The 18,286-nt window shown below is 55.9% G+C and carries 12 protein-coding genes; 9 read left to right on the top strand and 3 right to left on the bottom strand.

Annotated features, from left to right (window positions below; all coding sequences use genetic code 11):
* Positions 1 to 37: 37 nt before the first annotated feature.
* Both ycaC and GM154_RS10405 read left to right on the top strand, forming a co-directional pair.
* Positions 38 to 661: an isochorismate family cysteine hydrolase YcaC gene (ycaC, locus tag GM154_RS10400; RefSeq protein ID WP_219652179.1), complete on the top strand. Its 624-nt coding sequence runs from the start codon at positions 38 to 40 to the stop codon at positions 659 to 661.
* A gap of 46 nt (positions 662 to 707) precedes the next feature.
* Positions 708 to 1,622: a LysR family transcriptional regulator gene (locus GM154_RS10405; RefSeq protein WP_219652180.1), complete on the top strand. Its 915-nt coding sequence runs from the start codon at positions 708 to 710 to the stop codon at positions 1,620 to 1,622.
* A gap of 131 nt (positions 1,623 to 1,753) precedes the next feature.
* On the opposite strand, the gene GM154_RS10410 is transcribed toward GM154_RS10405, so the two are convergent.
* Genes GM154_RS10410 through GM154_RS10420 form a run of 3 tightly spaced genes read right to left on the bottom strand, consistent with a single transcriptional unit; the run spans position 1,754 to position 4,180 of the window.
* Complete coding sequence (locus tag GM154_RS10410) at positions 1,754 to 2,146, bottom strand: hypothetical protein (RefSeq protein WP_219652181.1); 393 nt, start codon at positions 2,144 to 2,146, stop codon at positions 1,754 to 1,756.
* 15 nt (positions 2,147 to 2,161) lie between these two features.
* The gene (locus GM154_RS10415; protein ID WP_219652182.1) at positions 2,162 to 3,466 is read right to left on the bottom strand and encodes an ATP-binding protein; all 1,305 of its coding nucleotides are present in this window, start codon (positions 3,464 to 3,466) and stop codon (positions 2,162 to 2,164) included.
* 12 nt (positions 3,467 to 3,478) lie between these two features.
* Positions 3,479 to 4,180, bottom strand: a complete 702-nt coding sequence (locus GM154_RS10420; RefSeq protein WP_122043728.1) for a response regulator transcription factor — start codon at positions 4,178 to 4,180, stop codon at positions 3,479 to 3,481.
* Positions 4,181 to 4,331: 151 nt separating this feature from the next.
* Between GM154_RS10420 and GM154_RS10425 the strand changes: the two genes are divergently transcribed.
* The 7 genes from GM154_RS10425 (at position 4,332) to GM154_RS10455 (ending at position 18,260) form a co-directional block, all read left to right on the top strand.
* The gene (locus tag GM154_RS10425; RefSeq protein ID WP_308460605.1) at positions 4,332 to 5,504 is read left to right on the top strand and encodes an efflux RND transporter periplasmic adaptor subunit; all 1,173 of its coding nucleotides are present in this window, start codon (positions 4,332 to 4,334) and stop codon (positions 5,502 to 5,504) included.
* On the top strand, positions 5,504 to 8,626 hold the full coding sequence (locus GM154_RS10430) for an efflux RND transporter permease subunit (RefSeq protein WP_219652183.1): 3,123 nt from the start codon (positions 5,504 to 5,506) through the stop codon (positions 8,624 to 8,626). The genes GM154_RS10425 and GM154_RS10430 overlap by 1 nt, the downstream gene beginning before the upstream one ends.
* Positions 8,619 to 10,046 (top strand): efflux transporter outer membrane subunit, encoded by a 1,428-nt coding sequence (locus tag GM154_RS10435; protein ID WP_219652184.1) that lies wholly within the window; start codon positions 8,619 to 8,621, stop codon positions 10,044 to 10,046. Before GM154_RS10430 ends, GM154_RS10435 begins: the two co-directional genes overlap by 8 nt.
* A 264-nt stretch (positions 10,047 to 10,310) precedes the next feature.
* Complete coding sequence (locus GM154_RS10440; protein WP_219652185.1) at positions 10,311 to 11,681, top strand: winged helix-turn-helix domain-containing protein; 1,371 nt, start codon at positions 10,311 to 10,313, stop codon at positions 11,679 to 11,681.
* A 56-nt stretch (positions 11,682 to 11,737) separates the two neighbouring features.
* On the top strand, positions 11,738 to 12,391 hold the full coding sequence (locus GM154_RS10445) for a response regulator transcription factor (RefSeq protein WP_219652186.1): 654 nt from the start codon (positions 11,738 to 11,740) through the stop codon (positions 12,389 to 12,391).
* Between the two features lie 52 nt (positions 12,392 to 12,443).
* The gene (locus GM154_RS10450; protein WP_219652303.1) at positions 12,444 to 12,812 is read left to right on the top strand and encodes a response regulator transcription factor; all 369 of its coding nucleotides are present in this window, start codon (positions 12,444 to 12,446) and stop codon (positions 12,810 to 12,812) included.
* 12 nt (positions 12,813 to 12,824) lie between these two features.
* A complete protein-coding gene (locus tag GM154_RS10455; RefSeq protein WP_219652187.1) occupies positions 12,825 to 18,260 on the top strand; it encodes an AAA family ATPase in 5,436 nt (1,811 codons plus the stop codon).
* The last annotated feature ends 26 nt before the right edge of the window (positions 18,261 to 18,286 follow it).

Consider the following 18,286-nt stretch of genomic DNA (forward strand, 5'->3'; position numbering starts at 1 on the left):
GGCCCATGCTCTGCCCCACAAATGAAAGGATAAAACCATGACTACGCCCTACAACCGCCTTAACAAAGATGATGCCCTTGTTCTGCTGATCGACCATCAGGCCGGCCTGATTTCCTTGGTCCAGGACTTTACGCCAAACGACTTCAAGAACAACGTGCTGGCCTTGGCCAATAGCGCCAAGTTCTTTGGTCTGCCCACCATTCTGACCACTAGCTTTGAGAACGGCCCGAATGGCCCACTGGTGCCTGAACTGAAAGAGCTGTTCCCGGACGCGCCCTATATCCCACGCCCCGGTCAGATCAATGCCTGGGACAATAGTGATTTCGTCGAGGCGATCAAGGCGACTGGCCGCAAGCAGCTGATCATGGCCGGTGTTGTGACAGACGTCTGCGTAACCTTCCCGGCACTGTCCGCCATTGCCGAAGGTTTTGATGTGTTTGTTGTCACTGACGCGTCCGGCACGTTTGACCAGACCGTCCAGCAAGCCGCCTGGGCACGCATGAGCGCAGCAGGTGTGCAACTCATGAACTGGTTCAGCGTGGCATGCGAGCTGCACCGCGACTGGCGCAACGATATCGAAGGGTTGGGTGCGCTGCTCTCCAACCATATCCCCAACTACCGCAACCTGATGACCAGCTACTTCAAGCTGGCCGGCAAGTAATGCCAGGCCGGCCGCCTTACCGGGCGGCCGGCTATAAGGAGCACTCTTGAACCGGAACGACCTACGCAAGGTAGACCTGCAATTGCTGGTCATTTTCGAAACCTTGATGCATGAGCGTAACCTGACCCGGGCGGCTGAAAGGCTATTTATGGGCCAACCCGGCGTCAGCGCGGCGCTCATCCGCCTGCGCGAATTCTTCAAGGACCCGCTTCTGGTCCGCAATGGCAAGCACATGGAGCCTACCCCTCGGGCATTGCAGATCCTCGAGCGGTTGCATCCAGCCTTGGATGGCCTGTCCAGCGCCATCAGTGAAGTGCATGATTTCGTCCCGCAGGCCAGCAAGGCGGTGTTTCGCATCGGCATGTCAGACGATGTGGAGTGTGGTCTCCTGCCCGCGCTGCTTGCCCACATCCGTACGGTTGCGCCCGGTTGCGTGCTGGTTGTGCGTAACGCGAACTTTCTGCTGCTGCCGGGTCTTTTGGGTAGTGGTGAGGTCTCCATGGGGATCAGCTACACGACTCAACTACCGGCCAATGCCAAATGCCGAACCCTGCGTAAGATCCGTGCCCTGGTTATCCGGTCCGATGACCGTCCGGGACCTTTGACACTGGACAACTACTGCGAAAGGCCGCACGTCCTGGTTTCCATGTCGGGCGATTTGTGTGGCAACATTGACAAAGACCTTGCCCGGTTAGGGCGCACCCGCCAAGTTGCCTTGGGCGTACCGCATTTCAACGGACTGAACGCTATCCTTGCCAATTCGGACCTGCTGGCTACAGTACCGGATTATGCGGCGTATGCGCTGGCCGCCGGCGGTACGTTGCGGGTTGAAGAACCGCCATTTCCGATCGAACCGGCAAATCTTTCACTGGTATGGCGTGCAGCGCAGGATACCGATCCGGGTGAACGCTGGCTGCGTAACCAGATCGTGCAGTTTATGGGGGCTTCGGTCAGTGATTAGCTTTTACCTGTCAGCGTACTGTTCAACAGCGCCACTTGGGTTTGGGATTCTTGACTAAGTAGGCGTATCCGCCTGTACGGGAACTGCTCCCGATAGCGCCTGCGCGCAACTCAAGTGTATGACAATGATACTTAGGATCTGGAATGTCGAGCCTCGATTCCGCGAACAATGACGAAGGCAATCAACGCAACGACAAACACGACAAGATACATCCAGGCGATACTTTGTAATGTCTCAATCAGCGAGCGATAGATCTCGAGCGTCCAGCGTTCTGAATTAAGCACCAGTACTTGAGCATCCGTAGTCGGCGCGCTGATATAGCGCTCAAGGTCGTAGATTCGCACGCCACCTGAAATACCTACCACAAAGCTGGCGAACGTGATGTATCGATGCCAGGCGCTACTGACGTCATCCTTGATAATTCGGGCCAGGACAGCCTGGGTCGAATGGTTGAACAAGACGACGACTGTGGCGGAAGTGATGAATGCAACGACAAAGGTGGCGGCCAGTAGAGAAAAGAACATAGAGCCTCTCGGTTGCTACATATGAAATGGCATGTCCAGGCGGAAACGTGCGCCGCCCAAGGGTGAGGTGTCTGCAGCTAATATCCCGTTTTGGGTCTCGATCGCTCTGCGGCTGATGGCAAGGCCAAGCCCGAAGCCGCCTGTTGTGCGGTCGCGGCTGCGGTCGAGCCGGTAAAAGGGCTCGAAGATCTTTTCATGCTCTGCCTCCGGGATGCCAATGCCGTCATCTTCAACTGTGATCTGATAACGATCCTGATCCAAAACACTTACGCTCAGGCGGATGCGGTGGTTACAGTAACGAATGGCATTTCGGATCAGGTTCTGTAATGCTCTGGCTGTCAGACGAGGCTCCAGACTTACTCGCTGTTTCTCTATCGCCATGTCCACCTCCAAGAGGATTCCACGCTGCTCCAGTTCTTCAGCGAACCCTCCAACGATGCTATCGATAAACTCACCCAGATCGAGTTCGACCCGCTCCAACTGAGCGGCCACGCTGTGCAGCCGACTGTAAGACAACAGCTCCAGTACCAGTTCGTCCAGCTCGCGAACGTGACGGGTCATGTCCAGTAGGCGGGTACGAGAGGCTTCTGGAATATCTTCGGACAACGCCAGGGCCAGGCCGAAGTCGAGCCGGGAAAGCGGAGTACGAAGTTCATGGGATACCGCATTAAGCAGCTCCTGCTGCTGGTTGAGCAGGCGCTCGATATCGGTGGCCATCGAGTCGAATACATGGCCCAGCTCGGCAATGTTGGACCGTGAGGAGAGGTGAGTTCGGGCAGACAGGTTTCCCCTGCCCAATGCCGAGGCGGTACGCCTCAGCGATTCCAGGTCCCGCCAATGAGGACGTAGCCAGAGCAGCAGGCAGGCCAGAAGCGCTGCGCCTGTCAGGACGTTCATGGCCCAGAACAGCAGATTGATATCCAGCGGAAGGGGGGGACTGGACTCTTCTATGAAATGCTCATTGTCCAGCGGAGCCAGGACTGTATCAGGCAGGCCATACTCACCGAGGTGTATGACCATGAGCCCCTGTTCAAGTTGTTCGCGTTCATCCGGGCTCAACTGAGCGTTTGCCATTTCTCGAAGACTGACCTCAAGCGGTGCAAAAGAGGTCTTGAGTTCCCTTTCCAACTGATCCCATTCTGTTTTGGGGCGCTCCAGGAATTGTTGCTGGATCAAGGCCATCTGACCTCTGAACTGATCCAGATTCCACGCAACGTAACGATCTTTGGACAATGAAACGACAAGTTCGGGCACTACATAGTTGGCGAGGCTGAAGGTAATCAGCACCACCAGGTATAAACGGATCAGAACCTTCAGCATGACCGGTGCATCCTAGTCTTCCCACTCGGAGCGGCTGAAGAGATAGCCCTTGCCCCAAACTGTTTTGATCTTGCGTGCTTCGCCAGAGGTATCTTCGAATTTGCGGCGCAACTTCGAGATGGCGACATCAATGGAGCGATCGATACCGTTAAACTCGATACCGCGTACCTGTTGCAAGAGCTGATCTCGACTCTGTACTTCACCGGCATGACGAGCCAGGGCCACCAGAAGATCGAATTCGCCTGATGACAGCTCGATCGGCTGGTCCCGCCACTGAACAACCCGTTCGGTTAAGTCGATTTCCAGACGACCAAAGGTGACACGCGAAGCGTCCTTGCGAACTGTTTCCGGCTGGCTGCGCCGGAGCAGCGTACGAATCCTGGCCAATAGCACCCGCGGTTCACAGGGTTTGGTGACGTAGTCATCCGCCCCCAACTCGAGACCGACCACTTGATCATGACTATCATCGCGGGCGGTGAGCATGAGAATAGGAAGGCCAGCATGATCTGCGCGGAGCTGGCGGCACACCTGCAAGCCATCAAGCCCCGGCAGCATAAGATCCAGGATGACCAGATCCGGGTATCTTTTCCGGACATGCGCTTGAACCTCGTCGCCCCGGGACAGTATGGAAACCGCGAAGGCATGACGTGTCAGGTAGGTGGCAATCAGTTCAGCCAGGGCGGTATCGTCTTCGACCAGCAGGATGGTAGGCATAGCAGGACACGCTGAAGGGTTTGAAAGAGCATAAACAAACCCGACAGCTTCTGTAGCGGTCATTACACTTTTTCACAAATGCCCTACAAGCTTTTACAAAGCCGACAGGGCAGGGCTTTTAGCATGGCGCTGTTCCTGAAGGATGCACACCATGATGCCGCCCGTTAAGTTTTCCCTACGTCCCCTTTGGCTACTGATGTTACTAGCGCTGACAGGATGTGACCGCCCAGCGCCCTCTGCACAGCAAGCACCCGATACGTCTGTCACCGTCGAGACGATCAAACCTCAGCCGCTCAGCTTGGTGACTGAACTCAATGGCCGTTTGGTAGCGCCCCGTGTGGCGGAAGTCAGAGCCCGCGTAGCAGGCGTTCTGCTGCAACGGGTTTACCGTGAGGGAAGCCAAGTCAAGCAAGGCGACGTATTGTTTCGGATTGACCCCGCGCCGCTGCAGGCGGACGTCGACAGCGCCGTGGCAGGCCTGAAAAAAGCCCAGGCCAATCGCTATCAGGCCTATTTGCAGGCCGAGCGTTATTCTGCATTGATCAAGACTCACGCCGTCAGCCAGCAGGACTTCGAAAATGCGCACGCTGCCTTTTTGCAGGCAGAAGCCGAAGTGTCCGCTGCGCAGGCCACGCTCAAACGTGCCCGGCTCAATCTGGGGTATGCCACCGTCACAGCACCCATCTCCGGGCGCATCGGCAAGGCATTGGTCACGGAAGGCGCGTTGGTAGGGCAGGATAGCGCCACGCCTTTGGCAATTATTCAGCAGCTCCAGCCTATATATGCCGATGTGACTCAATCCACCCGGCAGATCAACGCTTTGCGCCGTGCGCTGCGGGAGGAGCAGTTACAAACCGTAGGGGAGGATCAGGCCGCCGTAACGCTCGTACAGGATGACGGTACAGCGTACCCAATAGCCGGAAAACTGCTGTTCTCGGACCTTACAGTGGATCAAAGCACAGGGCAGATTACCCTGCGTAGCCAGTTTCCCAATCCGCAGGCTGACTTGCTGCCCGGCAGCTTTGTTCGAGTGCGTCTTGAGCAGGCCAGGAACGAGCGAGGTATCAGTGTTCCGCAGCGGGCCGTTCAGCGCGACTCGGCAGGGCAGGCTAATGTTTTGCTGGTCAACGCTCAGAATCAGGTTGAGGAGCGGACGGTCCGTCTTGGCGGTGCCCAGAATGATCGCTGGATCATCGACGAAGGACTGCATGAAGGTGACCGCGTAATCGTTGCAGGCCTGCAATACGTCAGGCCGGGGATGCCTGTCCAGGCAGAAGAGGCAGGAATTACAACCGATGCACCTGCCGACAAGGAAGCCCGATAATGCCAGACTTCTTTATTAGGCGCCCGGTATTTGCCTGGGTCGTCGCCCTGTTCATTCTGCTGGCAGGTGTGCTGGCCATTCCCAATCTTCCGGTGGCGCAGTATCCCAATGTTGCGCCTCCCCAGATCGAGATTACCGCAACCTACCCGGGCGCCACGCCGCAAACCCTGGATGAAAGTGTTGTCAGTCTGATCGAGCAGGAGCTTAACGGGGTCAATCACCTGCTCTATTTCTCCTCTAGCAGCAGCCAGGGAATGGCGACGCTTACGGTTACGTTTAAACCAGGCACTGATCCGGAGCTGGGCAAGGTCGATATACAGAACCGCTTGAAAACGATCGAGTCCAGACTGCCCCGAGCGGTTACGCAGCAAGGTCTGGAGATTGAAGAGGTCTCGGCCGGGTTTCTGATGCTGATCACATTGACGTCTACTGATGGACACCTGGATGAAACCAGCCTGAGCGACTACATGGCGCGTAACGTCGTTAATGAGCTCAAGCGTATCGAAGGGGTAGGCAAGGCCCAGCTGTTTGGTGCCGAGCGCGCCATGCGAATATGGATTGATCCGCAAAAACTGGTAGCTTTCAACCTGACGCCGGCCGATGTTAGCCAGGCGATCAGCGATCAGAATGTGCAAGTGCCCGCCGGTAGTATCGGCGACTTGCCTACCCGCAGCACGCAGGAAATTACCGCAGCCGTACAGGTGAAAGGGCAGCTGTCTACACCTGAGGAATTCTCGGCGATCGTACTCAAGGCCAACGCCGACGGATCGACGGTTACCGTAGGTGATGTCGCACGGGTCGAAGTGGATAGCCAAAGCTATCAGTTCGGGACTCGCCTCAATGGCAAGCCGACCACCGCTGTGGCTATCCAGCTAGCGCCAGGCGGTAATGCGATGAGCACGGCTACCGTGGTCAAAGCCAAGATGGAAGAGCTGTCACACTACTTCCCGGCCGGTGTGAACTACGACATTCCTTACGATACGTCGCCGTTCGTCAAGGTCTCGATCGAAAAGGTGGTTCATACCTTGATCGAAGCCATGGTGCTGGTCTTTGCCGTCATGTTTCTGTTTCTGCAAAACCTCCGTTATACCCTGATACCCGCACTGGTGGTTCCTGTGGCCTTGATGGGGACATTTGCCTGCATGTTGGCCCTAGGATTTTCCATCAACGTGCTCACCATGTTTGGCATGGTATTGGCGATCGGTATCCTGGTGGACGACGCTATTGTCGTCGTTGAGAACGTCGAGCGAATCATGGCGAGCGAAGGTCTGACGCCTCGGGCTGCCACGCGAAAAGCCATGACAGAAATTACCGGTGCGATTATCGGAATCACGCTGGTGCTGACGGCGGTGTTCATCCCGATGGCATTCATGCCGGGCTCGGTCGGAATCATTTACCAGCAGTTTTCTGTCTCGATGGCGGTTTCGATTCTATTGTCGGCGTTTCTGGCGCTGAGCTTGACACCTGCGCTGTGCGCAACGCTACTCAAGCCGATACCGCACGGTGTGCATCACGAGAAGAAAGGATTTTTTGGATGGTTCAACCGACGGTTTGATCATGCCGCGGACGGCTACCAGCGTTGGGTCGCCAATGCCATACGCCGTACAGGTCGTTACATGCTGGTCTACGGTGTGCTGCTTGCAGGGCTCATGCTGCTCTTTACTCGCCTGCCGTCTTCGTTTCTGCCTATCGAGGATCAGGGCTTTACCATTACCGATATCCAGCTGCCGCCCGGAGCCAGCCAGAACCGCACGATTGAAATCGCACGGCAGATCGAAGCGCACAATGCTACGGAACCTGGCGTAGCCAATACCACCATGGTGCTGGGCTTCAGCTTTTCCGGCAGCGGGCAGAATGCAGCTCTGGCATTTACCACATTAAAGGATTGGGCCGAACGCCGTGTCGAAGATTCGGCCGACGCCATTGCCGAGCGTGCCAATATGGCATTTGCCGGACTGCAGGATGCCATTGCGTATTCGCTCAGCCCGCCGCCAATCGAAGGGCTTGGGACTTCCAGCGGCTTTGAGCTACGTCTGCAGGACAGAAGCGGAAAAGGATACGAGGCTTTGCAGAAGGCGCGGGATACATTGCTGTCTGCCGCTGCAAAAAGCGCCCTACTGGCAAACGTACGGGAGACCGCGCTGGCCGAAGCGCCACAGGTAGAGGTCAAAGTCGATCGGCTCCAGGCGAACGCTCTGGGTGTCTCGTTCGCCGATATCAGTAACCTGCTTTCGACTGCCATGGGTTCGGCCTACGTGAATGATTTCCCCAACCTGGGCCGCATGCAGCAGGTCATTGTTCAGGCCGAGGCCGATTCCCGCCTTCAGGCAGAGGATATCCTCAAGCTTGAGGTGCGTAACGCGTCCGGCAAGATGGTGCCCCTGGCTGCCTTCTGCGAAGTAACGTGGACCACGGGACCGGCGCAGCTGACCCGCTACAACGGCTATCCCGCGGTCAGCCTTTCGGGTGAGCCTTCGGCAGGGCACAGTACAGGCGAAGCCATGGATGAAATCCAGCGTCTGGTCGATCAGCTGCCTCAGGGATTTGGTCTGGAATGGACAGGGCTTTCGCTTCAGGAAAAGACCTCCGGCGCACAAGCTCCCTTGTTGCTGGGACTGTCCTTGTTGATTGTCTTTTTGGTTCTGGCCGCGCTTTACGAGAGTTGGTCGATTCCAACAGCCGTTCTGCTGGTCGTACCACTGGGCATCCTGGGTGCCGTAGTCGCAGTCGTCCTGCGGGGCATGCCAAATGATGTGTTCTTCAAGGTTGGGCTCATCACCATCATTGGACTGTCGGCAAAAAATGCGATTCTGATCATCGAGTTTGCCAAGAGTCTTCATGACCAGGGCCATAGCCTATTCCAGGCCACCGTCGAGGCAGCACGTCTGCGTCTGCGTCCGATCGTAATGACCTCGCTTGCATTTATCCTGGGTGTGGTTCCCCTGGCTATTGCGACGGGTGCCAGCTCCGCCAGTCAACAGGCCATTGGCACAAGCGTGATCGGTGGCATGCTGACTGCTACCTTCGCGGTTGTCTTTGTTCCGGTGTTTTTTGTGAGCGTCATGCATTGGGTCTCTCGCCTTACCCGCTCGCAAGCCAGAGGAGGGCAGCGCCATGAGTAAGTTGACTGTTCTTCTGCTGGCCGGCCTGCTGGGTGCCTGCTCTTTGGCGCCTACCTACGAGCAGCCCCCTGCACCTATACCAGCGGACTATCCGGTGGTATCAGCCCCGGTGAACCCAGCTGAAACGGTTCCGGACTGGCAAGCATTGTTTACAGATCCGCGCCTGCGTCGGCTTATCGAGATTGGGCTGAATCAGAACCGTGACCTGCGTATGGCAGTGCTTCGCGTTGAAGAGGCGCGGGCGCAATACAGAATCCAGCGGGCGGACCTGTTGCCGAATGTGAGCGTAAGCGGCTCGGCAACCCGTCAGCGCTCCCCAGCGCTCGGGCTGGAAAACACCGGTGGGCTACCGGCTCAGGCCGTAAGCAGTGGAAGCCAAGTCACCAACTTGTATACCGTAGGGGTAGGGCTGAGCACGTACGAAGTAGACCTATTTGGCCGTGTCCGCAATCTTCGAGATGCAGCCTTGGGTGAATATCTGGCGTTGCAGCAGACGCGACGTTCGGTTGAGCTATCACTGATCGCTGAAATCGCTACGGCTTATACCAACCAGCGTGCCCTGAGCGAAAGAATGGCCATAACCCGGCAGGCCTATGAGAGCCGTCAGCAGAGTCTGGAATTGATTCATCAACGTTTCGACTATGGGATTGGTTCTGAACTGGATATCGCTCAGGCTCAGACACTGCTAGAGACAACTGCCAGTGATCTTGCCGCATTGGAGCGTAGTATAGGACAGGCGGATAATGCGATGGCTCTCCTGCTCGGTCAGCCATTGCCTCATGATCTGCCGCCCGCCCTTTCGCTGGAAAGGCAGGGGTTGGACAAGCCCTTACCCGCCGGGCTTCCGGCAGAACTGCTGACCCGCCGACCGGATATACAGGCTGCCGAAGCCCGGCTGAAAGCCAATTACGCCACTATCGGAGCTGCGCGCGCTGCGTTCTTTCCAAGCATCAGTCTCACGGGCAATACCGGTTTTAGCAGCGCAGAACTTTCAGACCTGTTCAACGGCGGTAATCGCTCATGGAGTTTTACGCCTCAGATCAACCTGCCAATTTTCACAGGCGGTCGTAACCGCGCACAGCTTGAGGTCGAGACGCTGCGCAAAGAGATCAGTGTGGCGGAATATGAAAAATCCATACAGACCGCTTTCAAAGAGGTGTCCGATGAGCTGGTCGCGCGTCAGCCACTTCAGCGTCAGCTCGACGCCCAGGAGCGGCTTCGTGACAGTGCTGCCAGAAGCCTTGTCCTTGCACAGCAACGGTATCAGCAGGGGCTCGATGAGTACCTGACGCAACTGGATAGTCAGCGCACGCTGTATCAGGCTGAAAATACCCTGATAGACGCCAGGCTTCAGCTGGCCTTGTCACAGATCAATCTATTCAAGAGCCTTGGCGGAGGTTGGAGCCGAGACCGGCCTTAATCAAAGTAATGCATGTCTTCTGATGCTCCTTTGGATGGAAGACATGCCCTCAGGCGCCTACGTGGCGCCTTTTTTATAGATCAGACCATCGGCTGAATTGATCATGATCCCAGCCATGCAGTTCGCCCCTGCGGTCAGCCGGTGCGCCCTTATTATCTCAAGAGATAATATCCGTCCTGATGTGCGCCGTTATAGCATCCATTCTGCCAGAGCCTTCCGCTTCGGAAGGCAGCCTGCCAACAATAAAAGGATTGGGTGACGCTCATGATCACACTAGGTCAAGCCCAGGTATTTCTTCAACAAAGAAGGGTCTTGAGGAATGACGTAGTTCAACCCTTGGGGGCACGTGCATTCGACATATTGGAGCTGTTGCTGGAAGCAAGAGGGCAGGTGGTCAGCAAGGACGAGATCTTGCAGCGTGTATGGCCCTCGACAGTTGTTGAAGAGAACAACCTCCAGGTGCACATCTCCGCCTTGCGTAAGGCCCTTGGTTGCAACAAGGACCTGATACGAACAATACCAGGCAGGGGATATTTGCTCATTGAGCAGGATGAGAAAAGTTCTGCTTCCCAGACTCTGGCAGTGCCGATGAAGGTTGAAACAGGCAACCTCCTGGTAGGGCGCGACGAGCTTCTGCTACAGATCTACGATGCGCTGACGCGCAACATGCTGGTGACGCTCATAGGGTGTGGCGGTATTGGAAAGACGGCTGTGGCGTTAGCCCTCGCGGCTTCCATTCGAGATGAGCACACCAGAACGGTCTTTCAAGTCATGTTTGGCGATGAACAATCGCCTGATGGACTCTTGGAAAAGCTGGCCAAGGTCGTGGAGGTTGAGCCGGGCTCCATCGAGCAGGTCATGGACCGGTTCAAGCAACGGTATGCAAACGATGAGCTGTTGATTGTGCTCGATAACTGCGAGCATCTGATAGAAGCCGTGGCCTCGCTGTGTGAGCTTTTATTCGAGACAGGGCTTGCCTTGAAGATTCTGGTGACCAGCCGCGAACCATTGAGAATACGCAACGAGCATACGATCCGTATCCCACCGCTTGAAACGGCCGATGCCCAGTCCAGTCCTGAAACCATACTGGCCTGCAGCTCAACCCAACTACTGCTCCTTCGACTGTCAGGGCTTGATCCCTCATTCGTTACTGATGAGGCCAGTCTGGACTTGTTGGGCGAAGTGGGCCGTCTGGTTGATGGGGTGCCGCTGGCGCTGGAAATGGCTGCAATTCGCGCCTCAGCATTGGGATTGCAAATTTTGATCGACGAGCTCATCGACAGACCACACATGCTCGATGCCAGTCTGAGGACGGCACCTGGTCGTCAACAAAGCCTGACGGCCTGTATTGAATGGAGCTACCGGCTGCTGGGGGTAGAAGAACGTACCGTATTGCTCATGATTAGTCGCCTGGAAGGGCAGTTTTCACTTGACGCGGTCTGTGAAGTTGCCAGCGGCCTGGGGTTTTCTCATCGACAGCTGATGAACAGCATGATGGGGCTCATTACCAAATCCCTGTTACTCACTGTTCCCTGCGGACCTTTCCACCATTATCGGCTGATGAGGGCGACCCGCAGTTATCTGCAGCAGCAGGGGCACTCCGGTCATGACGCTTCGCTCAGACTGTGCTCATGAACAGGATGGTTCATGCTATGAAGGGAGGTGTTCATACCTGTGAAGAGAGTTACTGCATGACCGAGTCGTTCTGCCTTGAAGCCATCGCCTCATTAAAGGCACAGGGCTATGAGCCAGTGGTATATATCATTGATGACGAGGCCAGTATCTGTCAGGCGTTGTCACGTCTGCTCCGCTCGTACGACATTCGTTGCGAAACCTATTCAGAGCCTGAGCCGTTTCTAAATCAGCCTCGCCCTCCACAACCGTGTTGCCTGTTGTTGGATGTCAACCTGACGCAGGGGGATGGGTTTTCGCTACAGGATGAAATGAACCAGCGAGGGCTTACGTTGCCGATTATTTTCATTACTGGCTTCGGCACGATCCCAATGTCCGTACGGGCGATGAAGGCTGGCGCGCATGAGTTTCTCACCAAGCCATTCAATGATGACGATTTGCTACGGGTCGTTGCTCAGGCCCTCACACTGGATGCCCAGCATTTGGCCTACCGATTGGAAACGGAAACCCTGCGGCAGCGCTACCATAGCCTTACGCCGCGGGAAAAAGAGGTCCTCGAGCTGATTTTGAGCAGCCACATGGTCAAGCAGATTGCGCTGATGCTGAACATCAGTGAAATCACGGCGAAGGTCCACAAGCGACACGTACTCACCAAAATGAAGGCAAGGACGCCCCTCGAACTGTTGAAAATCTATGAACGGCTCCAGCAGTGAGCCTGCCGGTGCGGCGAGACTTGCCACTCATGAGAACGCTATTATGACTGTCATCTGCATCGTCGATGATGATGCTTCCGTACGCAAGAGCCTGGGAAACCTCCTCAAGTCAGCAGGCTATCGCCCAGCCAGCTTCGCATCGGGCGAGGCCTTTCTCGAATCAGACGCGGCGGATACGGCAGGGTGCGTGCTGCTGGATATGTGCTTGCAAGGCCTGCATGGTCTGGAGGTTCAGCAACAGCTATTGGTAACAGGCAAAAAGATTAGTGTGGTATGTATGTCGGCGCATGCCGATGACCAGATCAAGCAATGCGCTTACGCTGCAGGCGCTATCAGTTTTCTTGACAAGCCATTCGATGACTTGACGCTTCTGGAACGGATCAGCGTTGCGTTGGCCCGGTATGACCAAACAAAAATATGACGGATTATGGGTATGAGTGGTCAAGTACAGCAGGCGCCATTGGATGAGGCCTGGTTGCAGCGGCTTTCCTGGCAGCCGTTCGATGCCGGGAGGACTCACCGCTTCAGTGTCCGCGATCCGCTGACAGGTGAAACCTGGCTTGCCTGTACTGCTGCGCTACGGAGCGACAGAGGTGCCTGTCAGAGGCTTGAGCGGGAGTTCGCCCTACGCCATGTGTTGCAACCCGAGTGGGCACTGGTACCTGTTGCCTATATCTCAACGCAGCAGGGGCCGGCCCTCCTGCTCGATCATCAGCACGGGCAACCGGTCGGGCCACTTGCACCCGACGGCAATCGCATTGAATGCTTTATCGTCAGGGCTCTTGCCGCAACTCACGCCCTGGTTTGCCTGCATGCACAAGGTTTGCTGCATCAGGACATCAAGCCAGACCACTTTGTCCAGGTTTCTGACAGCGGAATACGCCTGACCGGATTTGGCAACGCGATATCGCTGTCGCAGGCCGAGGCTCCACGCAGCAGTGCCTTGCAGGGTACGATTGACTACATGTCGCCCGAGCAGCTCCACGGGGCGCAGGGTTGCGTAGACGTTCGCAGCGACCTGTATGCGCTTGGAATGACATTTTATGAGTGGTTGACAGGCAGGTTACCGTTTTCGGGAAGCGATGCGGTTGAGTGGTTCCACAGCCATCTGGCCCGCCAACCTGCACCACCCAGTCATTTCGGCACGACCATTCCGCCTGTACTGGATCAGATCATCCTGACCCTGATCGCGAAGAATCCCGCCGAACGTTATCAAACAGCCAAGGCGTTATCGCTGGAACTGGAGTGCTGCCTTGAGATGTTGAGGCAACCCGGACGCTCTACTTTTTCGCCCTCTATCACTCCTATTCTCAACATGCGCGATACCTTTGTTGGGCGGGAGCAGGAAATCGGCCATATGGCCGCAGCGCTTGATCGTATCAGGCGTTCGCAAGGATGCGAATTCATTCTGATAGAGGGTACTTCAGGCACTGGCAAGTCGGCGCTGGTCAGGCAGTTCGCCTCTGGTTTGCGCAGCCACGATGCCTGTTTTATCGAAGGTAAGTTCGACCAGTTGAAGCAGACGCCGTTTTCACCTCTGGTTCAGGCACTGAACAGCCTGGTGATAAGGGCGATGGGAGAGGGTAACGAGCAATTGTCCCTTTGGCGGCATTGCATTGACCAGGCGCTTGGCAAACAGGTCGGGCTGTTGATGAGTATTATCCCGGATCTTTACCTGATCACCGGCCCGGTCACCTATACACCTAGCTTGCCTTCCTACGAGCTACACGCTCGGCTAAACGAGGCACTGGTGGCATTGCTAGCGGTATTTGCCTCACCGAAACGCCCGCTCATTCTGTTTCTGGACGATCTGCAGTGGCTCGATACGGCAACGCTTACGTTTATCCTGCACGTGGTCAGGGCAAATATTCCTAACCTGCTGTTCGTTGGCGCATACCGCGAGAACGATGCGCGTCTGCAGAGTGAGTTTCAAACATTCCTGCAGCAGTTGACACATTCTTTATCCAGCCTCACCACGCTGCCGCTAAGGCCTCTGTCTCTGGACGAAACCGGCAAGTTGATTGAGCACTATCTCAAGAGCGGTGCTGTTTCCATCAACTTACTGGCTGGCGCAGTGCAGGACAAAACCGGTGGCAATCCGTTCTTTACGCAGCAGCTTATTCGCCATCTACTTGAGGAAAAGCGCCTTGAGCAGAAAGAGGGGCACTGGCAGTGGAATCTGGGATACCTCGAACAGCATCACTACGCCGATAACGTTATCGATCTGATGCTTAGCCGTCTTGAGCGGTTGCCTTCCAACTGTCTCTCGTTGTTACAGACATTGGCTCTGATGGGTAACGATACGCCGCTTGCCACGTTGGCAGGCTTGAATGGCTTGTCTGCAAATGATGCACAGCATCAGCTGCAACCTGCGCTGAATGCTTCGCTGGTCAATCAGCAGGACGGCCGCTATCGGCTTTCCCATGATCGAATACAGGAAGCGGTTTACTGCTCGATACCTGAAGCACAACGTCTGAAGCAACATGCCCGGGTCGCCTGTTATCTGATCGACCTTATCGATACTGCAGGCCAACCCGAATCACGTTACGCCATTGCCTCACAGATTCTGCGGGCCGGTATTGCCGCATTTCGGGCTGCTGATTATTCGCTGATTATTACAGCACTGCTGAATGCGGCGCGGTGTGCCAAAGCCGCAGCTGCTACTCACGCGGCGCTGGAGTATCTACAACAGGCCGAAGCCTTGATGGATGCTGCGCATCATCCCATGGACGACCAGCGACGTGCATTGAATCTGCTGTACCTGCAATGCCTGTTACTGTCCATGCAGCTTGAGGTAGTGCCTCAGCGGTTGGAGTTGGTCCTCGCTCAGCTGACATCGCCTGTCGAGCGAGCCGAGTTTCATCAGATCGGTGTAGAGCTGCGCGGTTTGCAGTCCGACTATCAGGGCGCTGTGGACGTCGCCGTTATTGCATTAAAGGAGCTAGGTATTGATCTGGCCAACCTAAGTGCCCCATGGGACGTGATTGATCGCTGGCTCGACACTCATGGCATTGAGTCAGTCCTGCACTTGCCGCTGATGGCCAACGACGCGATGAAGCCGGTTGTAGGGTTGCTTTCCAGCATGATCATACCTGCGACGGTCGTCGATGCTGAGCTATCGTTTCGGCAGCAGTGCCACCTGATGCTTTTTACACTCAAACATGGCATGACTGGCGCCGGTGCAGAAGGCATGGCTTGGTTAGGGGTATTGATTGCGCAGCGCCATGGCTCATATGCCAAAGGCTATGAGCTGGCTAGAACCGCGTTGCGTGTCGTGGAGCAACATGGCTTTCATGACGCGCGTGCAGCTGTGTTGGTGCCGCTGGATCAGGTCAGTGTCTGGACGCAGCCTATAGAATACGCATTGGACTATGCGCGACAAGCATGTTCTGTAAGCTATACCGAAGGTAACCTGACGATATCGAGCTATGCCTGTATGCATATCGTGTTCGATCTCATGGTTGCCGGCAAGCCGCTATCCGAGGTTCAGGAGCACCTTGAGCTTGCCCGCTCCTTTACCGATCGTATCGGTTTTCGGGATGTTCAGCTGGCCATACAGTACTTTGAGCAATATATACGGCAGCTCGGCATAGCATACGACCCTTGTGCACCGGCTCGTGACGGTATTCAGAGTGAGACGACAATAATCTTGTTCTGGGGGGCCCTGCTGCAGGGTATCAGTGCCTATCACTTTGGGTACTATGCTGACGCCCAGGCGGCGCTTGCACAAGCCGCTCAGTTGTCCTGGTCTGTACCGGCGCATATTCATCTGATTGATCTGCATGTGTTTCAGGCACTGACCTACGCAGCACTTGCCGGGGCATGTCCGCTTGAGCAAACCTTGGCCGCTATAGAGCCCCATCGACAGCAGCTCAAAGTATGGGCCGATATCAACCCCAACGTCTTCAAGGACAAGGCAACGCTGATTGACGCTGAATGCGCTCGAATCGCGGGCGACGGACTCAACGCTCTGACCTTGTACGAAAAAGCTGCCATGCTGGCGGGTCGTTATGGGTTTACGCCCATTCAGGCCCTGGCTCATGAGCTGGCAGCCAGACATTGCCTGGTTCACGACCTGCATGTCGCCAGCCAAGGCCATCTGGACAGTGCGAAACGGTGTTATCAGGCATGGGGCGCACATGCAAAGGCCGCCCTCCTGGAAAAGTGTTATCCGTGGTCAGAGTCACTGCTACCTGGCAAATCGGCCACCCCAATCGAGGGCCAGGAAAGCCTGGATCTCATCTCGGTACTCAAGGCTTCCCAAGCGTTGTCACAAGAGCTTGAGCTGGACAACCTGATTGCCCGGCTAATGACGAATACCTTGATCCACGCAGGCGCCCAGCGTGGTGTTCTGCTCTTTGTGGAGCACGAGCAGGCAATGGTTGCGGCCAGCAGCTGGGTTGAGCCAAATCAGGAAGTAGCCATCGATTTGATACACGAACCTGCAAAGCCCGAGTGGTTGCCTCTCTCGATTCTCAATACTGCAATAAAGAGCAAGCAACCGGTTGTGCTAACCGATACACGTCAACCGTCGCGTTTTTCGGGGGACCCGTATTTCGCAGACCATGAGGTACGTTCACTGTTATGCCTTCCGCTGCTCAAGCAGGGCGAGGTAGTGGGTGCCCTGTATCTTGAAAACAGCCTGATGCCGGGTGTTTTCACTCAGGAACGAACCCAGGTCCTGGAGTTGCTGGCGGCCCAGGCCGCCATTTCGTTGCAAACCGCTCGTCTTTACGAGGAGTTGGTAGCAGAAAACCAGCGTCGGCAAGCCGTTGAAATGGCGCTTCGAGAAAGCGAAAGCTTTCTTAAACTCGGACAGCAGATCAGTAACATTGGTATTTATCGCTGGAATCCCATTACAGACGAGGCGGTATGGACTTCAGAAATGTATGCCCTGTTTGGTGTTATAGAGGGCGATGTGCCTCCCGGCTATGTGGGGCTGTGGAACCTCATTCATCCCGATGACCTGGCTGGGTTTCAAGCCCACGTAGACATGGCGGTGCGCGCCAAGAGGCCGTATCGCTATGAGATCAGGATCACTACACCCCAAGGACTGGAGAAGCGCCTGGAAACCATGGGACATCTGGATGGCGAAACCTATATTGGGGCCGTTATCGATCTTACGGAAGTCAGAGCGACCGAATCGGAGCTGCGTAACGCTCGCGCCGAACTGACGCGAGCGGCGCAGGCAACCATCCTGGGTGAGCTGGCAGCCTCTATTGCTCACGAAATCAACCAGCCACTGGCATCCATCGTATCCAATGCCAGTGCTGGCATTCGCTGGCTGGACAGACCTCTGCCTGAGCTTTCGGAAACCCGGGAAAGCCTGGAAGAAATCGCCAAGGAGGGTAAGCGGGCTGGTGACATCGTGCATGCATTGAGGTCTTTGACCAAGCAGACCACTCCCGATCTGCAACCCTTGCCTATCGATGAGGTGATCGCCACGGTACTTCGGCTGATATCCAGTGAAATCGAACATCGGCACGTCATGCTTACCTCCCGTCTAACTGCGCGTAGTGTTAAGGTTCTCGGCGACCGCATCCTGTTGCAGCAAGTGGTACTCAACCTAGTCAACAATGCAATCGAGGCCATGCTGCAGGCTAGTCAGCCTCCCTGTCGGCTGGAGGTGTGTTCAAACGTGGTGGGATCGGAATATGTAGTGGTGTCGATCGAAGATACCGGCGTAGGCATTCCAGACACGGACCTCGGGCAGCTGTTCGATGCGTTCTTTTCCACCAAGAGCAGCGGCATGGGGATGGGGCTGGCGATCTGTCGCTCCGTTATCCAGTCCCATGGCGGAAGCATTCATGCCTATGCGGCTCGTAAGCGCGGCAGCGTGTTTGTATTTACGCTCCCATTAGCGGAATAGACTGAGGGCCTCGACTACTCGAGGCC

Origin of the sequence: Pseudomonas sp. MAG002Y (assembly GCF_019400845.1) — a bacterium.
GTDB classification, from domain to species: Bacteria; Pseudomonadota; Gammaproteobacteria; order Pseudomonadales; family Pseudomonadaceae; genus Chryseomonas; species Chryseomonas luteola.

Excerpts from the sequence above, each read along its gene's own strand:
- ycaC (WP_219652179.1), top strand. The coding sequence starts at position 38 with ATGACTACGCCCTACAACCGCCTTAACAAAGATGATGCCCTTGTTCTG.
- GM154_RS10410 (WP_219652181.1), bottom strand. The coding sequence starts at position 2,146 with ATGTTCTTTTCTCTACTGGCCGCCACCTTTGTCGTTGCATTCATCACT.
- GM154_RS10415 (WP_219652182.1), bottom strand. The coding sequence starts at position 3,466 with ATGCTGAAGGTTCTGATCCGTTTATACCTGGTGGTGCTGATTACCTTC.
- GM154_RS10420 (WP_122043728.1), bottom strand. The coding sequence starts at position 4,180 with ATGCCTACCATCCTGCTGGTCGAAGACGATACCGCCCTGGCTGAACTG.
- GM154_RS10425 (WP_308460605.1), top strand. The coding sequence starts at position 4,332 with ATGATGCCGCCCGTTAAGTTTTCCCTACGTCCCCTTTGGCTACTGATG.
- GM154_RS10430 (WP_219652183.1), top strand. The coding sequence starts at position 5,504 with ATGCCAGACTTCTTTATTAGGCGCCCGGTATTTGCCTGGGTCGTCGCC.
- GM154_RS10435 (WP_219652184.1), top strand. The coding sequence starts at position 8,619 with ATGAGTAAGTTGACTGTTCTTCTGCTGGCCGGCCTGCTGGGTGCCTGC.
- GM154_RS10440 (WP_219652185.1), top strand. The coding sequence starts at position 10,311 with ATGATCACACTAGGTCAAGCCCAGGTATTTCTTCAACAAAGAAGGGTC.
- GM154_RS10445 (WP_219652186.1), top strand. The coding sequence starts at position 11,738 with ATGACCGAGTCGTTCTGCCTTGAAGCCATCGCCTCATTAAAGGCACAG.
- GM154_RS10455 (WP_219652187.1), top strand. The coding sequence starts at position 12,825 with ATGAGTGGTCAAGTACAGCAGGCGCCATTGGATGAGGCCTGGTTGCAG.